The 16,888-nt window shown below is 31.5% G+C and carries 17 protein-coding genes; all 17 read left to right on the top strand.

Annotated features, from left to right (window positions below; genetic code table 11):
* Positions 1 to 5 precede the first annotated feature (5 nt).
* The 17 genes from EDD66_RS00785 (at position 6) to EDD66_RS00710 (ending at position 16,837) form a co-directional block, all read left to right on the top strand.
* On the top strand, positions 6 to 224 hold the full coding sequence (locus EDD66_RS00785) for an acyl carrier protein (protein WP_123607638.1): 219 nt from the start codon (positions 6 to 8) through the stop codon (positions 222 to 224).
* A 9-nt stretch (positions 225 to 233) separates the two neighbouring features.
* Complete coding sequence (gene pseH / locus EDD66_RS00780) at positions 234 to 788, top strand: UDP-4-amino-4,6-dideoxy-N-acetyl-beta-L-altrosamine N-acetyltransferase (RefSeq protein ID WP_123607637.1); 555 nt, start codon at positions 234 to 236, stop codon at positions 786 to 788.
* Between the two features lies 1 nt (position 789).
* Positions 790 to 1,200 carry a VOC family protein gene (locus EDD66_RS00775; protein WP_123607636.1) on the top strand — a complete coding sequence of 137 codons (411 nt, stop codon included), beginning with the start codon at positions 790 to 792 and terminating at the stop codon, positions 1,198 to 1,200.
* 16 nt (positions 1,201 to 1,216) lie between these two features.
* Positions 1,217 to 1,951, top strand: coding sequence for a cytidylyltransferase domain-containing protein (locus tag EDD66_RS00770; protein ID WP_123607635.1), 735 nt, complete (start codon positions 1,217 to 1,219; stop codon positions 1,949 to 1,951).
* A gap of 16 nt (positions 1,952 to 1,967) precedes the next feature.
* Complete coding sequence (gene pseI, locus EDD66_RS00765; protein WP_123607634.1) at positions 1,968 to 3,023, top strand: pseudaminic acid synthase; 1,056 nt, start codon at positions 1,968 to 1,970, stop codon at positions 3,021 to 3,023.
* A gap of 39 nt (positions 3,024 to 3,062) precedes the next feature.
* Entirely contained in the window at positions 3,063 to 3,206 is a 144-nt protein-coding gene (locus EDD66_RS18330) for a hypothetical protein (RefSeq protein ID WP_170164201.1), read from the top strand.
* Positions 3,207 to 3,400: 194 nt separating this feature from the next.
* Positions 3,401 to 3,892 (top strand): TylF/MycF/NovP-related O-methyltransferase, encoded by a 492-nt coding sequence (locus EDD66_RS00760; protein WP_170164200.1) that lies wholly within the window; start codon positions 3,401 to 3,403, stop codon positions 3,890 to 3,892.
* Between the two features lie 42 nt (positions 3,893 to 3,934).
* The gene (pseC, locus tag EDD66_RS00755) at positions 3,935 to 5,059 is read left to right on the top strand and encodes a UDP-4-amino-4,6-dideoxy-N-acetyl-beta-L-altrosamine transaminase (protein WP_123607632.1); all 1,125 of its coding nucleotides are present in this window, start codon (positions 3,935 to 3,937) and stop codon (positions 5,057 to 5,059) included.
* Between the two features lie 27 nt (positions 5,060 to 5,086).
* Complete coding sequence (locus tag EDD66_RS00750) at positions 5,087 to 5,974, top strand: class I SAM-dependent methyltransferase (RefSeq protein WP_123607631.1); 888 nt, start codon at positions 5,087 to 5,089, stop codon at positions 5,972 to 5,974.
* Between the two features lie 40 nt (positions 5,975 to 6,014).
* Entirely contained in the window at positions 6,015 to 7,046 is a 1,032-nt protein-coding gene (gene pseG, locus EDD66_RS00745; protein WP_123607630.1) for a UDP-2,4-diacetamido-2,4,6-trideoxy-beta-L-altropyranose hydrolase, read from the top strand.
* Between the two features lie 82 nt (positions 7,047 to 7,128).
* The gene (pseB, locus tag EDD66_RS00740; RefSeq protein ID WP_123607629.1) at positions 7,129 to 8,121 is read left to right on the top strand and encodes a UDP-N-acetylglucosamine 4,6-dehydratase (inverting); all 993 of its coding nucleotides are present in this window, start codon (positions 7,129 to 7,131) and stop codon (positions 8,119 to 8,121) included.
* A 40-nt stretch (positions 8,122 to 8,161) separates the two neighbouring features.
* Entirely contained in the window at positions 8,162 to 9,841 is a 1,680-nt protein-coding gene (locus tag EDD66_RS00735) for a motility associated factor glycosyltransferase family protein (protein WP_123607628.1), read from the top strand.
* A gap of 333 nt (positions 9,842 to 10,174) precedes the next feature.
* Positions 10,175 to 11,152 (top strand): LacI family DNA-binding transcriptional regulator, encoded by a 978-nt coding sequence (locus EDD66_RS00730; RefSeq protein WP_123607627.1) that lies wholly within the window; start codon positions 10,175 to 10,177, stop codon positions 11,150 to 11,152.
* A 223-nt stretch (positions 11,153 to 11,375) separates the two neighbouring features.
* Complete coding sequence (locus tag EDD66_RS00725) at positions 11,376 to 12,671, top strand: ABC transporter substrate-binding protein (RefSeq protein WP_207667734.1); 1,296 nt, start codon at positions 11,376 to 11,378, stop codon at positions 12,669 to 12,671.
* 155 nt (positions 12,672 to 12,826) lie between these two features.
* On the top strand, positions 12,827 to 13,702 hold the full coding sequence (locus EDD66_RS00720) for a carbohydrate ABC transporter permease (RefSeq protein WP_123607625.1): 876 nt from the start codon (positions 12,827 to 12,829) through the stop codon (positions 13,700 to 13,702).
* Complete coding sequence (locus EDD66_RS00715) at positions 13,702 to 14,538, top strand: carbohydrate ABC transporter permease (RefSeq protein ID WP_123607624.1); 837 nt, start codon at positions 13,702 to 13,704, stop codon at positions 14,536 to 14,538. Before EDD66_RS00720 ends, EDD66_RS00715 begins: the two co-directional genes overlap by 1 nt.
* A gap of 16 nt (positions 14,539 to 14,554) precedes the next feature.
* Positions 14,555 to 16,837, top strand: a complete 2,283-nt coding sequence (locus EDD66_RS00710) for a glycoside hydrolase family 65 protein (protein WP_123607623.1) — start codon at positions 14,555 to 14,557, stop codon at positions 16,835 to 16,837.
* Positions 16,838 to 16,888: the final 51 nt, after the last annotated feature.

Genomic DNA, 16,888 nt, shown 5'->3' with positions numbered 1-16,888 from the left:
CAATAATGAGAGAACAAATATTTGAAATTATTGCAAGAATATTAGAGATGGATATTAAAGCCGTGAATGAAAAACTATCAATTGAAAGCACAGAAAAATGGGATTCATTGGCACACTTAATGATTATAGGCGAAATCGAGGAAAAGTTAAAAGTAAATATACCATTAGAGACAGTACTTGAGTTAAGTACAGTACAAGATTTGTTGGATGCAATACAAAAATAGGAGTATCTTATGAATGTAAAATTACGTAGGATTAATGAAGATGATTTGGAAAGAATCATAAAATGGAGAATGGATACTGACATTACAAAGTGGATGAATACAGATCCAACATTAACAATAAAGACACAAAAAGAATGGCTTAAAAATATTCAAAATAGTCAAACTGTTGAATACTGGATGATTGTAGTAAATAATCAACCAGCAGGTATTATTAATATAACTGATATAGATAAAATAAAAAAAGAAAGTTCTTGGGGGTATTATATAGGTGAAAAATCTCTTCGCTCTCTACAATTAGCTATGTATTTAGAGTGGAATTTATATGATTATGTTTTTGATGTTCTGAAGTTAAAAAGATTATATAATGAAGTACTAAGTTTAAATGAAGGTGTTATTAAATTGCATCAGCTATGTGGCAGTAAAGTAGAAAAAGTGATTAAAAATCATGTTATTAAAAACAATATAGAGTATGATGTGACTATAATGAGCATTATTGATACTGTTTGGAAAGAATTACGTTCAAGCAAAAAGTACGATTTTATTAAATTTGAAATGGAGAGATAATATGAAGATTCATCATATAGCCTATGCGGTTAACTCAATTGAAAAGTCGAAAACTCATTTTAAATCACTTGGATTCTCTGAAATAGAAAAAACAATTGTAGATATAAATAGAAAAATAAATATATGTTTTTTAGAAAACAAAGAAGGGAATAATAATACAGTAATTGAATTAATAGAATCTGTTGATGAGACAAGCCCTATTAGTAATTTAATAAAAAAAATGAGTGGAGCAGCAACTCCTTATCATATCTGCTATGAGGTTGATTCAATTGACAATGTGATTGAAGAATATAAAAAAATGGGATTTATACTAACGCAAAATGTAGCACCAGCAATTGCCATTGGTAATCGAAAGGTGGCTTTTATGTTTCATAAAGATATGGGTATTATTGAATTTGTTGAAAATAAGTGAACTGGGAGATAATGAAATGAAAATATTATGTATCATACAAGCAAGAATGGGTTCAGAACGTTTACCAGGAAAAATCATGAAAATGATCTTAGATAAGCCAATGATTACATATACTTTAGATCGTACAATGACCAGTAAATACATTGATGAAGTAGTGTTAGCTACTACAGAAAATGATTGTGAAGACCCAATGGTAGAATATTTAGAAGCAAATTATTATAATGTTTTTCGTGGTGATGAAAATAATGTATTAAAACGTTACGTAGATACTGTTAATTTATATAATGGAGACATTATTATTCGTATTACAGGAGATTGCCCATTTATTGATCCTATTATTATTGACCAAGTTATTACCTATTTTTTAACTAATAATTTTGAATTTGTTAGAGTTGATGTGCCAGAAAATTTTATTCGTGGATTTGATGTTGAAGTATTCACCAGACAAGCATTGGAAAAGGTTTATGATATCTCCAGAAATATAGAGGGAGATTCTCCATACAAGGAACATGTTACACTATATATGTATAAGCATCCAGAAGAATTTATTGTTGGTAAATTTGAAGGATCAGAATTTTATCAAAAAGACTATCGTTTATGTGTAGATACAAAAGAAGATTTTGAATTAGTAAGATTGATTTATGAACATTTTAAAAATAAATATGTTACTAGTAAAGAAATTGTTCAATTTCTTGATGAACACAAAGAAATTTCTCAAATAAACCAAGGCATTAAACAAAAGCACGTTTAATCATCGGGGGGATGCCATGAACAATAACATTAGATTAAAAGGAAGAAATATTAATAGTGAATCACAAACATTTATAATAGCAGAAATGTCAGCAAATCATTTAATGGACTATGACAGAGCAGTTGAAATTATTAAGGTATCAAAAGAGGCAGGTGCAGATGCTATAAAATTACAAACATATACACCTGATACAATAACGCTTAATAGCGACAAAGAATATTTTCAAATTACTCAAGGGACAATATGGGATGGTACTACTTTGCATAAATTATATCAAACTGCTTACACACCATGGGAATGGCAACCAAAATTGAAAAAAGTTGCACAGGACCTTGGATTAATGTGTTTTTCATCTCCATTTGATTTTACGGCAGTTGATTTTATGGAAGAAATGAATATGGATTTATATAAGATAGCATCGTTTGAAATAACCGACATTCCTCTAATACGAAAGGTGGCAAGGACAAGCAAACCAATAATTATGTCTACTGGTATAGCATATTTAGAAGATATAGAAAGAGCGCTGAATGTATGTAAAGAAGAAGGTAATGATAATGTAATCTTGCTGAAATGTTCATCTGCGTATCCAACACCGTATGAAGATATAAATTTAAAAACTATGATTGATATGAAAGATAAATTTAATTGTATCGTAGGTCTATCTGACCATACTATGGGATCTGCAGTTGCAGTTGCAGCAGTTTCCTTAGGAGCAAGAGTTATTGAAAAACATTTAACTCTGAGTAGATCAGATGGAGGAGCTGACGCAGCATTTTCTATGGAACCAGATGAATTTAAGAAAATGGTAGAAGATATTCGAGTTGTAGAAAAAGCAATAGGTACCGTTACTTATAAATTGACAGACAGGCAACTAAAAAGTCGTGAACATTCAAGATCTTTATTTGTTGTACAAAGTATTAAAAAAGGAGAGGTTTTTACCTCTGATAATGTAAAATCTATACGCCCAGCATTTGGTTTGCACACTATGTTTTATGAAGGAATATTAGGAAAAACTGCAGCAGTAGATATTGAAATGGGGACGCCTTTAAGCTGGGAGTTAATAAAAAAGTAATAAATTTAAATTAGTAAAATTAATTCAAAGGAGAAAATTATGAATGTATTGATATGGGGAGCTGGGGACGGTGGATTACGTACTCAAACAATGTTGCAATCGCATATAAAGGTAAGTGCTTTTATGGATATTGATAAGAATAAGATTAGGGAAAACACTCAATGGTATTCCAATTATTTCTGAAAATGAAATTATAAATTATTGTTTTGATTATATAATTATAACAGATTTATATAAATCTGAAATTACAGAGATTCTAACGAACCAATATTCTGTTTCGCCTCAAAAAATTTTGGATATTTATCAAGAGGGAATAATTGATGTACGACCAGGAATACTTAAAGCAATATGTCAAGAAATAAATGAAAAAGGAGTCAATGGCTCAGTTGCTGGGTGTATATAAAGGAGAATTTGCTAAATATATCAATTATTTTTTCAGTGATAGAAAGATATATTTATTTGATACTTTTTCTGGTTTTAATAAAAGAGATATTACTTTCGAAGAAGAATTCCATTTTTCTAATTCATCAGAAGGGGAATATTATAATGATAGTATACAATTAGTACTTGATAAAATGGTATATAAACAAAATTGTATTATAAAAAAGGGTTGTTTTCCTAAAAGCACTGTTGGAGTTGAGGATATTTTTTGTTTCGTTAGCCTTGATATAGATTTATACAAGCCGATACATGAAGGACTTATATATTTTTATAAACGACTGATAAAAGGAGGATATATAATGATCCATGACTATAGCAGTACTAGATTTGATGGAGTAAAAAAGGCGGTTCGTCAATTTGCAGAGGAAAAGGGAGTTAACTATTATCCTGTTATGGATTTAGGAGGAAGTGTGATTCTTTGTAAATAATGTACTATAGTAAAAAGCTAAAGTAAGTACAAGGAGGAAATTATGTATATTCCGTATGGTAGACAATATATTGATGATGATGATATTAATGCTGTAGTCGAAGTATTAAAATCTGATTATTTAACAACAGGCCCTAAAGTTGTAGAATTTGAAAATATGGTAAAAGAATATGTTGGAGCAAAATATGCAGTTGCTGTTTCAAATGGTACAGCAGCATTACATGTAGCTTGCCTTGCAGCAGGAATAGGAGAAGGTGATGAAGTTATTACAACACCTATTACTTTTGTTGCTTCTGCGAACTGTATTTTATATTGTGGAGCAACACCAATTTTTGCAGATATAAATCCCAATACATACAATATTGATCCAGAAGATGTTAGAAGAAAAATAACAAATAAAACGAAAGCAATAATTGCAGTTCATTTTACTGGGCAACCATGTGAATTAGATGAATTACGTCATATTGCTAAAGAGTATAATTTACTAATCATTGAAGATGCGGCTCATGCTTTGGGAGCTGATTATAAAGGGGAAATGATAGGTAATATTTCGGATTTAACAACTTTTAGTTTTCACCCAGTAAAACATATAACAACTGGAGAAGGGGGTATGATAACTACGAATGATAAAGAATTATATAATCGCCTTGTTCTATATAGGAGCCATGGAATTACAAGAAATCAATCACTAATGTCCTCCTATGATGGACCATGGTATTATGAACAGCTAGAATTGGGATTTAACTATCGTGTTACAGACATACAATGTGCATTGGGTATTAGTCAAATGAAGAAATTAGAACAGTTTGTGGCAAGAAGAAGAGAAATAGCTAATAGGTATAATGACGAGTTTTCTAATATTAAAAACATAATAATACCAAAACAACTAGATGGTTGTAATAATAGTTGGCATTTATATGTGATCCAAATTATTAATGAGAATAGAAGAGAAGTGGTTGAGTCGCTTTTAGCTCAAAACATAGGAGTTAATGTTCATTATATTCCTGTATATAAGCAACCATATTATCAAAATAATGGATATAAAAATACTGTATGCTCTAATGCCGAGGAAGTGTATTCTAATTTCATTAGTTTGCCAATTTATCCAAATTTATCAGATGAAGAACAAAATTATGTAATTAACAAAGTTAAAAAGTTATGTATGTAAATAATAAAATCCTTTTGAGGTGATAAAATGTATGATTTAGTTTTTAAAAACCAATTTGGTTATTATGAGTTAAAAAAACAAATGTCTGAAGTAGAAAGAAATGAATTTTATAGCAATAAATATTTTCAGAATAGTCAGGTATATACGAAGCAATATTCTGATGAAGAAATAAAATATTTCAATATAAAATTGGAAGAAAAAAAATATGTAGTGGATCAATTACGAGAAGAATTTAAAACAGTAGAAAAAAGAAAAGAGTTTCTTGATATAGGATGTGGGGAAGGTTTTGCACTGAAATATTTTAATGATAAAGGTTATAATGTAACAGGGATTGATTATAGTAGTTATGGTTGTAATCAACATAACCCAGATATGTGTAACAGAATATTGTTTGGGAATATCAATGAAAAATTGGATAAATTAATTAGGAAAAATTATAAATTTGATATCATAAATTTGGATAATGTTTTGGAACATTTATTTGAACCAGCTTTAACACTTGAGAAGTGTAAACAGGTTTCTGATGACAATACAATTCTCTGCATAAAAGTTCCAAATGATTTTTCAGCAGTGCAAGAATATCTATATAATAATAGGTTTGTAGATAGTCCATATTGGGTAGCAATGCCAGATCATATATCGTATTTTAACAAAGATGGTCTAATGGAATTGACTAAGAGTAAAGGATGGACTGGAGTTAAATTCCTATGTGATACGCCTATTGATTTTAATTTATTAAATGATAATGTTAATTACATTAAAAATAAAACTGTTGGAAAATCATGCTATAAGGCAAAGATAAAAATTGAAAATCTACTCCATGAGATTTCAATTGATGAAGTAATAAATTTATATGAAATTATGAGTAATATGGGTATTGGGCGAGAAATTATAGGCTACTTTAAATTAAGTTAGATAAAGAGGTGTTCGATTTTTATTTTAAGGGAGCAAGATAATGATATATTTTAGAGTTGATGGGAATGAACAAATTGCAACAGGACATGTAATGCGATGTATATCAATAGCACAAGCAATTGTTGAAAATGGTGAGGATTGTACTTTTATAATTTCTGATGATTATCCCAAGAAATTAATTCAATCTAAAGGATTTCCAACATTAAACATCAATAGCAAATGGAATGATCTTGAATTAGAGATAGAAAGATTAATAGAATTGATACGAGAAAAAGAAATTAAGAAATTGATTGTAGATTCTTACTTTGTGACAAAAAAATACTTGAAAGAAATAGGCAGACATGTTCGAATTATTTATATCGATGATTTGAATTTATTTACGTATCCTGTTGATATGATAATCAATTATGCCAACTATTATCCGAAATTTAATTACGAATCTTTATATAATTTAAAGAATATAAAATTATTGCTAGGCTGTGAATATGTTCCTCTGCGTAAAGAATTTTCTCAATTGGAACGAGAAAATGAAATAAATAATCCAGCAAGGACTGTTTTAATAACAACTGGTGGTTCAGATACTTATAATATAGCAAGTAGATTATTGATTGAAATTATTGAGCAAAAGAAATATGAGAATATCAATTTTCATGTTGTGTCAGGTGTATTTAATCAACATCTATCGCAATTACAAATGTTAGAAAAGACTTATAATAACATTTTTTTGCATTATAATGTTGAAAAAATGTCAGAATTAATGATGAAATGCGATATAGCGGTATCTGCGGGAGGAACTACTCTTTATGAATTATGCGCTTGTGGGGTTTCAACTATTTGTTTTGCAATTGCAGATAACCAAATCAATGGGGTAGAAGACTTTGGACACAATAATATTATGATCTATGCAGGAGATGTAAGTAAAAATATTAATATTGTTATACAAAATATATTAAAAGGTATTGCTTTACTTTATCAAAATGATCAATTACGAGAAATTTATTCTAAAAGAATGACAAATCTTGTAGATGGATGTGGTGCTAGCAGAATTGCATACGAAATATTAAGATTCTAGATATTTGTGACGATAATTTAATTAGTGAGAAAATAATAAAATTATTAGATTTAATGAAAGATAAAGTCATGGAGGAAAAACTATGTTAAATGGTAAGACTATTTTAATCACTGGAGGAACAGGATCTTTTGGAAAGAAATTTTTAGAGATGATATTTGCAAATTATAGTCCTAAGAAAGTGATTATATATTCAAGAGATGAATTTAAACAAAGTGTGATGAAATCTGAATATCAAGATAAAGTTGATTTATCTAAGGTTCGCTTTTTTATTGGGGATGTAAGAGACAGAGAACGTTTATATAGGGCTTTTGAAGGAGTTGACTATGTTATACATGCTGCAGCTATGAAGCAAGTGCCAACATGTGAATATAATCCTTTTGAAGCAATAAAAACTAACATCCATGGAGCACAAAACGTTATTGATGCTGCTCTAGATAAAGGTGTTAAAAAAGTAGTGGCGTTATCTACAGATAAAGCAGTAAATCCTATCAATTTATATGGTGGAACAAAACTTGTATCAGATAAATTATTTATTGCGGCAAATGCATATTCAGGTGAAAAAGACACTAGATTTGCAATTGTTCGATATGGAAATGTTGCAGGAAGTCGAGGTTCCATTATTCCAATATTTAAAAACTTAATTGAAAAAGGAGAGAAAGTATTACCAATTACAGATTTTAGAATGACACGTTTTTGGATAACGTTAGAACAAGGTGTAGAGCTTGTATTTAAAGCTTTAGAAGAATCAAAAGGTGGCGAAACTTATATTTCTAAAATACCCTCTTTTAAGATAACCGATTTAGCAAAAGCTATGTTGGAGAACGTTGAACTCAAGGAAATAGGGATTAGAGAAGGTGAAAAGCTGGATGAAGTTATGGTAACAAAAGATGATTCCAGAAAGACTTATGAATATGATAAACATTATATTGTGTACCCACATTTTGAATGGTTAGATCTTGAAAAGACATTATTGCCCGGAGGGAAATTAGTAGAAGAAGGATTTGAATATAATTCAGGAACAAATAAGGAGTGGCTGAGTATAGAAGCTTTAAAAATAGAATTATCTAAATTATAATATATTTGTGACTGATACATTTTGATTTTAAGGAGATAAAGTGTTAGAGAATATAAGAGAAATATTTATTAAAAATATAAAATTACTTGGTTATACTGATAAAACAATTACGTATTTAAGATTACAAAACTTTTATCAAGCGTTAATATATTCAACCAAATCTATAGAGACAATTTTGGAAGTAATAGAAAATATTCTAAATAATGAAATATACTTTAATGATGGTATAAATATTGTAGATGCAGTGAACATTAATCAAATGCTTGGAGATTTATTAGAAGCTCAAGAAAATAGAGATTATATACTACTAGCTGATTTATATGAGATGCAATTAAATCCATTTGTTTTAAGTCTGCAAGAAATGATTATTAGTAAAGAGACATTTACCTTAGACCAAAGCCTGTATAAAAAGAATATAGAATTGATTTTAAAAAAAGATTTTCAACTGGGAGAAAAATTGAAAAAATTAGATTCTCCTTTAACTTTATTAGAAGAGGGGTATTCCGTAGAATATACTTCTTGTGGATTAATGACATTGGCTCTATTTGATAATGGGAAAAAATATTATCTCCATAGTAATGGGCAGATTCTTCATGAGGCAGGAATGTTAGCCAGAGAATGGTTTTCTAATAATATTTCGAGATATACTGTCTATGGTCTTGGATTAGGCCATCATATTATTGAACTGATGGAATTAGATGATAGTATTAATATTACTGTTTATGAAAGTGATATTAATGTAATTCTTTTGGCGTGCGCTTTTGTTGATTTAAGACAGATGATTTCTAGTGATAGAGTAAATCTGATATATGATCCCTCTTTTGAAAAATTAAGTACTTGTATTAAAGATTTAGATGCTGAGAATAGATATATTATTCATTATCCTTCATTAAGAAACATAAAAAATATCAACATACGAGAACAATTAGAGGACTACTTTATCTCCTATAGCTCTGTGAATAATCAATTACACAAATTAAATAACAATTTCAAGAAGAATATCAAGATATATGATGGCTACATTGAGTCTCTCAAGGAAATGTTTAAAGGTAAAGACCTATACATTATAGCAGCTGGACCTTCCTTAGATAAAAATTATAAGGAACTTAAAAATCTTGGGAAAGATGTTATTATATTAGCAACAGGCACCGTATTAAAAAAGCTATTGTCAGTTGGAATAACACCACATTATGTTATTATAATTGACGCAAATGATGGAGTATACACACAAATTAAAGACATTAATACGAAAAATATACCATTACTCTATTTGTCTACTGTCTATTATAAAATTCCTGAAGACTATCTAGGGGAAAAATATCTCATCTGCCAGGAAGGATACAAAAAGGCAGAAGAGTTCGCAAGTGAACATAATTATCACCTTTATCAAACAGGAGGTTCTGTCAGCACAACAGCACTTGATCTAGGAATACAATTCGAATGTAAGAGAATAATTTTTCTGGGACTTGATCTTGCTTATACAAATAATCAAGATCATGCATCAGGTACTGCTTCATTTAATACAGTGGAGTCAAATGATTTAAGGCAAGTTGAGGACATATATGGTAATATGGTTGGAACAAGTAAAAATCTGGATATTTATCGTAAATGGATAGAACGTCGTATTAAGGAAGTAAAAAATATAGAATTTATTGATGCTACCGAAGGTGGTGCTAAAATAAAAGGTATGAAGATAAAGAAATTATCAGAATGTTTATAGTATAAGAGAGGTTGAGAGTCAACCTCTTTTGTTATTAGTTGAACTAAAGTTTATACTAGTTATATATATTGCTACATAAAAGTAAAATCACAATATATTTTACTAAAATCTCTTGTAAAATCCCTCGACATCAAGTAAAATGATTTTATAAACAGTTCAGCCATGCAGAAAGTAATGTACAAATTGCACGTGGATGCCTGCATACTAAGGGCAGATTATACATTACTTTCTATATGGCGCTCTGCCAAAGCGAGATGTAGCGGAGCAAAATCGAGCTTATAGCTGAACTGTAAATACAAATTCAGAGATAAAATTCACTTAGGGGGTATTACAATGGTTGGAATCAAAGACATTGCAAAGGCTGCAGGAGTATCCATATCCACAGTTTCCAATGTACTAAACGGTAAGAAGAATGTTGGAGAGGATACGAAAGAACGTATTCTACAGTTGTGTAAAGAGATGTCCTACTATCCTAATACCATTGGAAAAACCTTGAAATCTGGCACTAGTGATACGATTCTCTTTAATTTCAGTGATTTTGATCGTAGCTTTTATCTTCGAATTATTAAGGGGATTAGTGATTATGTGAATGATAATGATTTTGATTTAATTATATGTACTGAGAAATCCTGTGAGAAATATATGAGGAGTAATTTAACCAGTGGAGCAATTATATTAGATGCTAAGATGAAAGATAATGTATTAAATGGGATTGCAAGTGAAAGATATCCAATCGTAACCCTGGACAGGATTACGGATAATCCCTACATAAAGAGTATAGTTGTCAATAATTATGATCCTATGTATGAAATGGTGCAGCAGCTGGTGGATAATGGTTATCGCAGGTTTGGCTTTCTTGGAGGACCAGAGCATACGGCAGATAATCAGGAACGTTATAAGGCCTTCTCAGATGTTTTAGAGAATAATAATATTGTATTTCAGAGAAAGAATTATTTCTCTGGAGATTATCGTGAAAAGAGTGGTTATTCTGCAGCCAAGATCATTATGCTGGGAGAAGAATTGCCGGAGATATTAGTTTGTGCCAATGATAACATGGCGATTGGTGCCATGAAGGCATTTCGCGAAAATGGGATAAAAATTCCGGAAGATATAGCAATTACAGGGTTTGATAATTGTGATCTGGCAGAAGCAATGGAGCTTACAACGGTGGCAATACCAAATTATGAGAGAGGGTTCTTAGCCGCAAGGTATTTAATTGAGAATGTGAAAGGGAGGAGAAACGTAGAACCGTTTCGTATCTCTGCAAAAGTAAAATGGAGAAACAGTGTTCTTGTTAGTAAAATAAAATAAATATTTTACTAAAAGTTTTATGAAATCATATATAACTTGCTGATAAAAGGCGGTTATATATGATTTTTTTTGATTCTGATTTGTGAATAATAATCAAAATTATACATATATACTAAAAACAAATGGTTTTATATTGACATATTAAGCAATATGTCATATTATATTAGTATAACGTTTTACAAAGAATACATAGTTAGTAGAACATAAAAAAGGAGAGGGAATCATGAAATTGAAAAAAGTAATAAGTCTTTTCGTAGTAACTTCTATGGTAGCAGCAATGGCTCTTACAGGTTGTGGAAAGAAAGAAGAAACAAAACCTGAAGTTGAAACATCTACTGAGGTAGAAGGGGCAGATGAAGCTGAAACTACTGAACCTGAAAAAGAGATGGCAAAAAAAATCGTAGTATTCCAATCTAAAGTTGAAATTTCAGATCAATTGGAAGCGTTAGCAGAAGCGTATGAAGAAGAAACTGGAGTAGAAGTGGAAGTTTGGGGAACAACTGGTGATGATTATCCACAACAAATAAAGACGAAATTAAGCAATAATCAAGGTCCTACTGTTTTTTCTCTTCAACCGGGTGCTGAAGTAGAACAGTTAAAAGCTTATGTTGCAGATTTAAGTGATCTATCATTTGTTGGTGACATCGCTGAAGGTATGGCTCCACAGGCAGATGGTAAAGTTGTTGGTGTTCCTTATACAGTAGAAGGATTTGGACTTGTTTATAATAAATCCTTAATTGATCCTGCAAAGGTTAACAACTATGATGCCTTTGCCAATATGTTAAAAGAAATGAAAGCAAAAAGTATCAATGGATTCAGTTTATCACAAGAAGCTTATTTCCTGATTGGACATATTCTTAATACACCATTTGCTTTACAAGCAGATCCAGCAGGATTCCTTGCAAAATTAAATGCAGGTGAAGTAAAGATGGCTGATACACCAGAATTCCAAGAGTTTGGAAAATTTATGGAAGCTATCAGAGAAAATACGAACAATCCATTAGAAGTAAATTATGACAAAGAAACTGGCGATTTTGCAACCGGTAAATCAGCTTCTATTCATCAAGGTAACTGGTCATATGGTATGTTCAAAGATTATGATGTTGACTTTGAAATGGGAATGATGGGATTACCACTTAACGGAAACGATAAGATCGCAGTTAGCGTTCCAACTGCCTGGTTCGTGAATTCTCAAGCGTCTGAAGCAGAAATTAATGCAGGTAAAGCATTCTTAGAATGGTTATATACAAGTGAGACAGGTACAAAATATCTTATGGAAGAATTCGGATTTATTCCAGTTGTCAAAGGTATGGAAAGTCCACAACTAGATCCTTTATCACAGGAAGTAGCAAAATATGCAGCAGAAGGTAAGACTATTTCCTGGCCAATGACAAACTGGCCGGCAGGTATTGTTGATGTATATTTAGTTCCAGTAGCAGAACAATTCTTTACAACAGATATGACAGGGGCAGAATTCCTTGCAGCATTGGATGAAGCATGGGTTCAGGCAAATAAATAATTAATTTTGAACTAATAATGAAAGAAATCTAACATCTTCTTAATAGCTTAATCTATGGCAGTAGAATGTTTAAGATCCATTCTATGAATAAGCAGGTGTTAGATTTCTTACATTATAGTTTGCTTGGAAAGACTAAAAATAAGGAGGAATGATATATGAAGAGAAAAAGTGATAAATTCTGGTATGGACTATTTACGCTGCCGTTGGTATTTGTATTTACAACTGTTGTGTTGATTCCATTTATTATCGGTATTGGTTATTCTTTTTTCTCATGGGATGGGTTGCCTTTAAACCCGAAGGTTTTTGTGGGAGTTGATAATTTTATAAAATTGTTTTCAGATACAAGATTCCTATCTTCTGCAGGTCACACGATATTTTTTACGTTATTAGCCATAATCATTATTAATGTTTTAGGACTTACATTTGCACTTATTGTTACAACAAAATTAAAAGTACGCAATTTGGCAAGAACGATGTTATTTATGCCTTATCTTATTGGTGGTTTGATTCTGGGATACATATGGAAGTTTATATTCAGCGATGCATTTGCGAATATAGGAGAACAAACGGGACTTACAAATTTCTTTTTCAATTGGCTATTAGATTATGACTATGCTTTGGTTGCCCTTGTAGTGGTGGCTACATGGCAGATGGCAGGTTATATTATGATCATATATATTGCGGGGATTCAGGGAATACCAGAAGATGTGATAGAGGCAGCAGCTGTGGATGGAGCAGGATTTTTTAATACATTATTCCGTATTAAATTTCCCCTCATCATGCCTTCCTTTACAATTTGTCTATTCTTAACCCTATCCAACTGTTTCAAGATTTTTGATGTGAATTTATCATTAACAGGTGGGGGACCAAACAATGCAACGGAAATGTTTGCCATGAATATCTATAATGAAATCTTCCAATTGAACAATTATGGATATGGTCAGGCTAAGGCAATTATTTTCTTTATTGTAGTAGCTTCTGTAACATTAGTTCAAGTATCCATTACAAAGAAGAAAGAGGTGTCAATGTAATGAATAAAATAAAGAAATTTCTATTGAATCTATTGGCTGTTTTAGTTTGTGCATTGTACCTGTTTCCTATCTATATAGTTATTGTGAATTCGTTTAAGAATAGAGCAGAGCTATATGAAGATATGTTAGCATTACCATCAAAATTCAGTTTTGAATTTTATGAAAAAGCTATGAAGAAGATGGAATTTTTAAAAGCATTTGGTAATTCCTTTATTGTTACAGGGATATCCATATTATGTATTGTTATATTGGCTGCTATGACAGCCTGGATGTTGGTTAGAGTAGATAATATGTTTAGCCGGATTTTATTTATGACTTTTGTGGCAACCATGCTAATTCCTTTTCAAACATTAATGATGCCATTAATGCAGGTAATGGGATGGATCAGAGACACATTGCATATTCCAATGATTGATACATTAGGTGGATTAATATACATGAATATTGGTTTTGGTGCGAGTATGGCTGTATTTTTGTACCATGGATTTATCAAGTCAATTCCTGTTTCTTTGGAAGAAGCAGCTACCATTGATGGATGTAATAAATTTCAGACATTCTTCAAAATCGTATTTCCAATGTTAAAACCTACCACGGTAACTGTTATTATCCTGGATGTAATATGGATATGGAATGATTATTTGCTTCCATCATTAGTTATTTCCCAAAAGAATTTACGTACGATTCCTCTATCTACCGCTTCTTTCTTTGGACAGTTTACAATTCAGTGGAATTTAGCGATGGCAGGTTTAACACTAACGATCATTCCGGTTATTATTTTCTATCTATTAGCACAAAAGCACATTATTAAGGGAGTTGCAGCAGGAGCTGTGAAATAGCCAAAAGGAGCAGACAATGAGTAACAGACAATCAATTTATGAAATAAAAGACTTAAGCTTGAATAATGAAGATTTAATATTAAATGAGACAGTATTTCATAATGCCAATGGATATATAGGAGTGCGCTCTAATTTTGAAGAAGGATATCCTGAGGGGTTTGATTCTATTCGCGGTTCTTATATTAATGGGTTCTATGATATTGCACAGATGAAACAAGCTGAAAAATTATATGGTTTTGTAGAGGAAAAACAAACCATGCTAAATGTGGTAGATTCTCAAAGTATTTATCTGTTCCTTGATGATGAACCTTTTAATATGTTTGAAGGGACTGTAATGGAAAGTTCAAGATGGCTGAATATGAGTGAAGGATATACAGCAAGAAGAGTTGTTTGGAGATCTCCAAAAGGAAAAGAAGTAGAGATTATAATAAAAAGAATGACTTCTTTTTACCAGTTGTCTTTATTTACCATAGAATATTCAGTAAAGGCTTTAAATTTTGAAGGAAATATTACATTTAAATCAAACCATATTGGAGAAGTAATGAACTATTGCAATCCAGAGGACCCTCGGGTAGCGGGAGAGAGCTTTAGGCACTTATTTCCTCATAGTGCCAAAATAATTGAGGATGCTTCTTTTATTGTGACTCATACATCCAAATCCGGATTAGCTGTGTGCACTGGTGTAAAAAACTGTTTATCCAAAACAGGAGTCATGGATGTTTGTATTGAAGAACATAAGGCAATTTGTACCATAGAGAGCAATATTGTATGCAATGAAACCATAACCCTTACGAAATATACAGTTTTTAGTGATTCTATCAGGGAACAGGATTGTGAGCAAAAAGCTATGGAAGAGATGGACTGTGCTCTTAGTCTGAGTTTAGAAGAACATTATAAGAAACAAAGAGAATATTTAACGGATTACTGGAATCAAACATCTCTTGAAATTGAAGGTGATGATGAACTTAGTCTGGCAGTGCGCTATAATCTATACCAGCTAATCCAATCTGTTGGAAAAGATGAACATAGCAATATTGCAGCGAAAGGGCTAAGTGGAGAAGGGTATGAAGGTCATTTCTTCTGGGACACAGAGATGTATATCCAGCCATTCTTTACCTTGACGAATCCCAAGATAGCTAAAAATTTAATAGAATATCGTTATTCCATCTTGGAAGAGGCCAGAGAAAATGCCAGAATTATGGGCCATAAAAAAGGAGCGTTGTATCCTTGGAGAACTATTAATGGGAAAGAATGCTCAGGATATTTTCCCGCTGGTACCGCCCAGTATCACATTAATGGTGATATTGCTTATTCCATTGTCCAATATTATCTTGCAACCAAAGATATGGATTTCATTGCCGGGAAAGCTGGAGAAATTATTTTTGAAACCGCCAGGCTTTGGATTGATGTTGGGAATTATGTGAATGATGAGTTTCATATTAATGGGGTAACTGGACCAGATGAATATACCTGCATGGTCAATAATAATTATTATACGAATTCATCAGCGAAGAACCATTTAAACTGGGCAGCGAAGTTTTATCATTTATTGGATGAATTTAATTTGTTAAAACCGGTGGCAGATAAGATTGACTTAAGCCAGTCAGAAATAGAAGAATTTAAAATGGCAGCAGAAAAAATGTTTCTCCCATATGATGAGAAATTAAAGATCAATCCTCAAGATGATTCTTTCCTTCAGAAAAAGATGTGGGACATAAAGAACACGCCTAAGGAGAAATTCCCGCTACTATTAAATTATCATCCATTGCATTTATATAGGTATCAAGTGTGCAAACAGGCAGATACGGTATTGGCTCATTTTATTTTTGAAGATGACGAGAAGATAGAAACAATTCGTAATTCTTTTCTCTATTATGAAAAAGTCACCACTCATGATTCTTCCCTGTCAACATGTATCTATAGTATTGTGGCTTCTAAGTTGGGAATGGAAGAGAAAGCATACGATTATTTTGGAGATTCTGCCAAGTTAGATTTGTTTAATACCCATCATAATACGAAAGATGGCATCCATACAGCTAATATGGGCGGCAATTATATGGCAGTTGTATATGGTTTTGCAGGACTCAGATTAAAGGAAAGTGGATTATTTTTATCTCCATCCCTTCCAAAAAAGTGGAGTGGCTATCAATTTAAGGTTACTTTTGAGCAGAGCCAGATTAAAATTGAAGTAACAGAAGATATGTGTATAGTTACATTAGTAAGTGGAGACGAAAAGGTGATTCATGTATATGGAAGAGAGTATCATTTAAAAGATACAATCAGTATAGAAAGAATTTAATGAGCAATAGACAAATAAGTACGAAGCAACAGCATAAGCAGTACGGGATAT

Origin of the sequence: Mobilisporobacter senegalensis (genome assembly GCF_003752155.1) — a bacterium.
Lineage (GTDB): Bacteria > Bacillota > Clostridia > Lachnospirales > Lachnospiraceae > Mobilisporobacter > Mobilisporobacter senegalensis.
Note: the sequence above shows the minus strand (reverse complement) of the source record. Positions and strands in the feature narration are given on the sequence as shown.

Bases quoted from the DNA above. Each gene is read 5' to 3' on its own strand.
- EDD66_RS00760 (WP_170164200.1), top strand. From the start codon at position 3,401: ATGGCTCAGTTGCTGGGTGTATATAAAGGAGAATTTGCTAAATATATC.
- pseC (WP_123607632.1), top strand. From the start codon at position 3,935: ATGTATATTCCGTATGGTAGACAATATATTGATGATGATGATATTAAT.
- EDD66_RS18330 (WP_170164201.1), top strand. From the start codon at position 3,063: ATGAATGTATTGATATGGGGAGCTGGGGACGGTGGATTACGTACTCAA.
- pseG (WP_123607630.1), top strand. From the start codon at position 6,015: ATGATATATTTTAGAGTTGATGGGAATGAACAAATTGCAACAGGACAT.
- EDD66_RS00725 (WP_207667734.1), top strand. From the start codon at position 11,376: ATGAAATTGAAAAAAGTAATAAGTCTTTTCGTAGTAACTTCTATGGTA.
- EDD66_RS00715 (WP_123607624.1), top strand. From the start codon at position 13,702: ATGAATAAAATAAAGAAATTTCTATTGAATCTATTGGCTGTTTTAGTT.
- pseB (WP_123607629.1), top strand. From the start codon at position 7,129: ATGTTAAATGGTAAGACTATTTTAATCACTGGAGGAACAGGATCTTTT.
- EDD66_RS00750 (WP_123607631.1), top strand. From the start codon at position 5,087: ATGTATGATTTAGTTTTTAAAAACCAATTTGGTTATTATGAGTTAAAA.
- pseI (WP_123607634.1), top strand. From the start codon at position 1,968: ATGAACAATAACATTAGATTAAAAGGAAGAAATATTAATAGTGAATCA.
- EDD66_RS00720 (WP_123607625.1), top strand. From the start codon at position 12,827: ATGAAGAGAAAAAGTGATAAATTCTGGTATGGACTATTTACGCTGCCG.
- EDD66_RS00730 (WP_123607627.1), top strand. From the start codon at position 10,175: ATGGTTGGAATCAAAGACATTGCAAAGGCTGCAGGAGTATCCATATCC.
- pseH (WP_123607637.1), top strand. From the start codon at position 234: ATGAATGTAAAATTACGTAGGATTAATGAAGATGATTTGGAAAGAATC.
- EDD66_RS00785 (WP_123607638.1), top strand. From the start codon at position 6: ATGAGAGAACAAATATTTGAAATTATTGCAAGAATATTAGAGATGGAT.
- EDD66_RS00770 (WP_123607635.1), top strand. From the start codon at position 1,217: ATGAAAATATTATGTATCATACAAGCAAGAATGGGTTCAGAACGTTTA.
- EDD66_RS00710 (WP_123607623.1), top strand. From the start codon at position 14,555: ATGAGTAACAGACAATCAATTTATGAAATAAAAGACTTAAGCTTGAAT.
- EDD66_RS00775 (WP_123607636.1), top strand. From the start codon at position 790: ATGAAGATTCATCATATAGCCTATGCGGTTAACTCAATTGAAAAGTCG.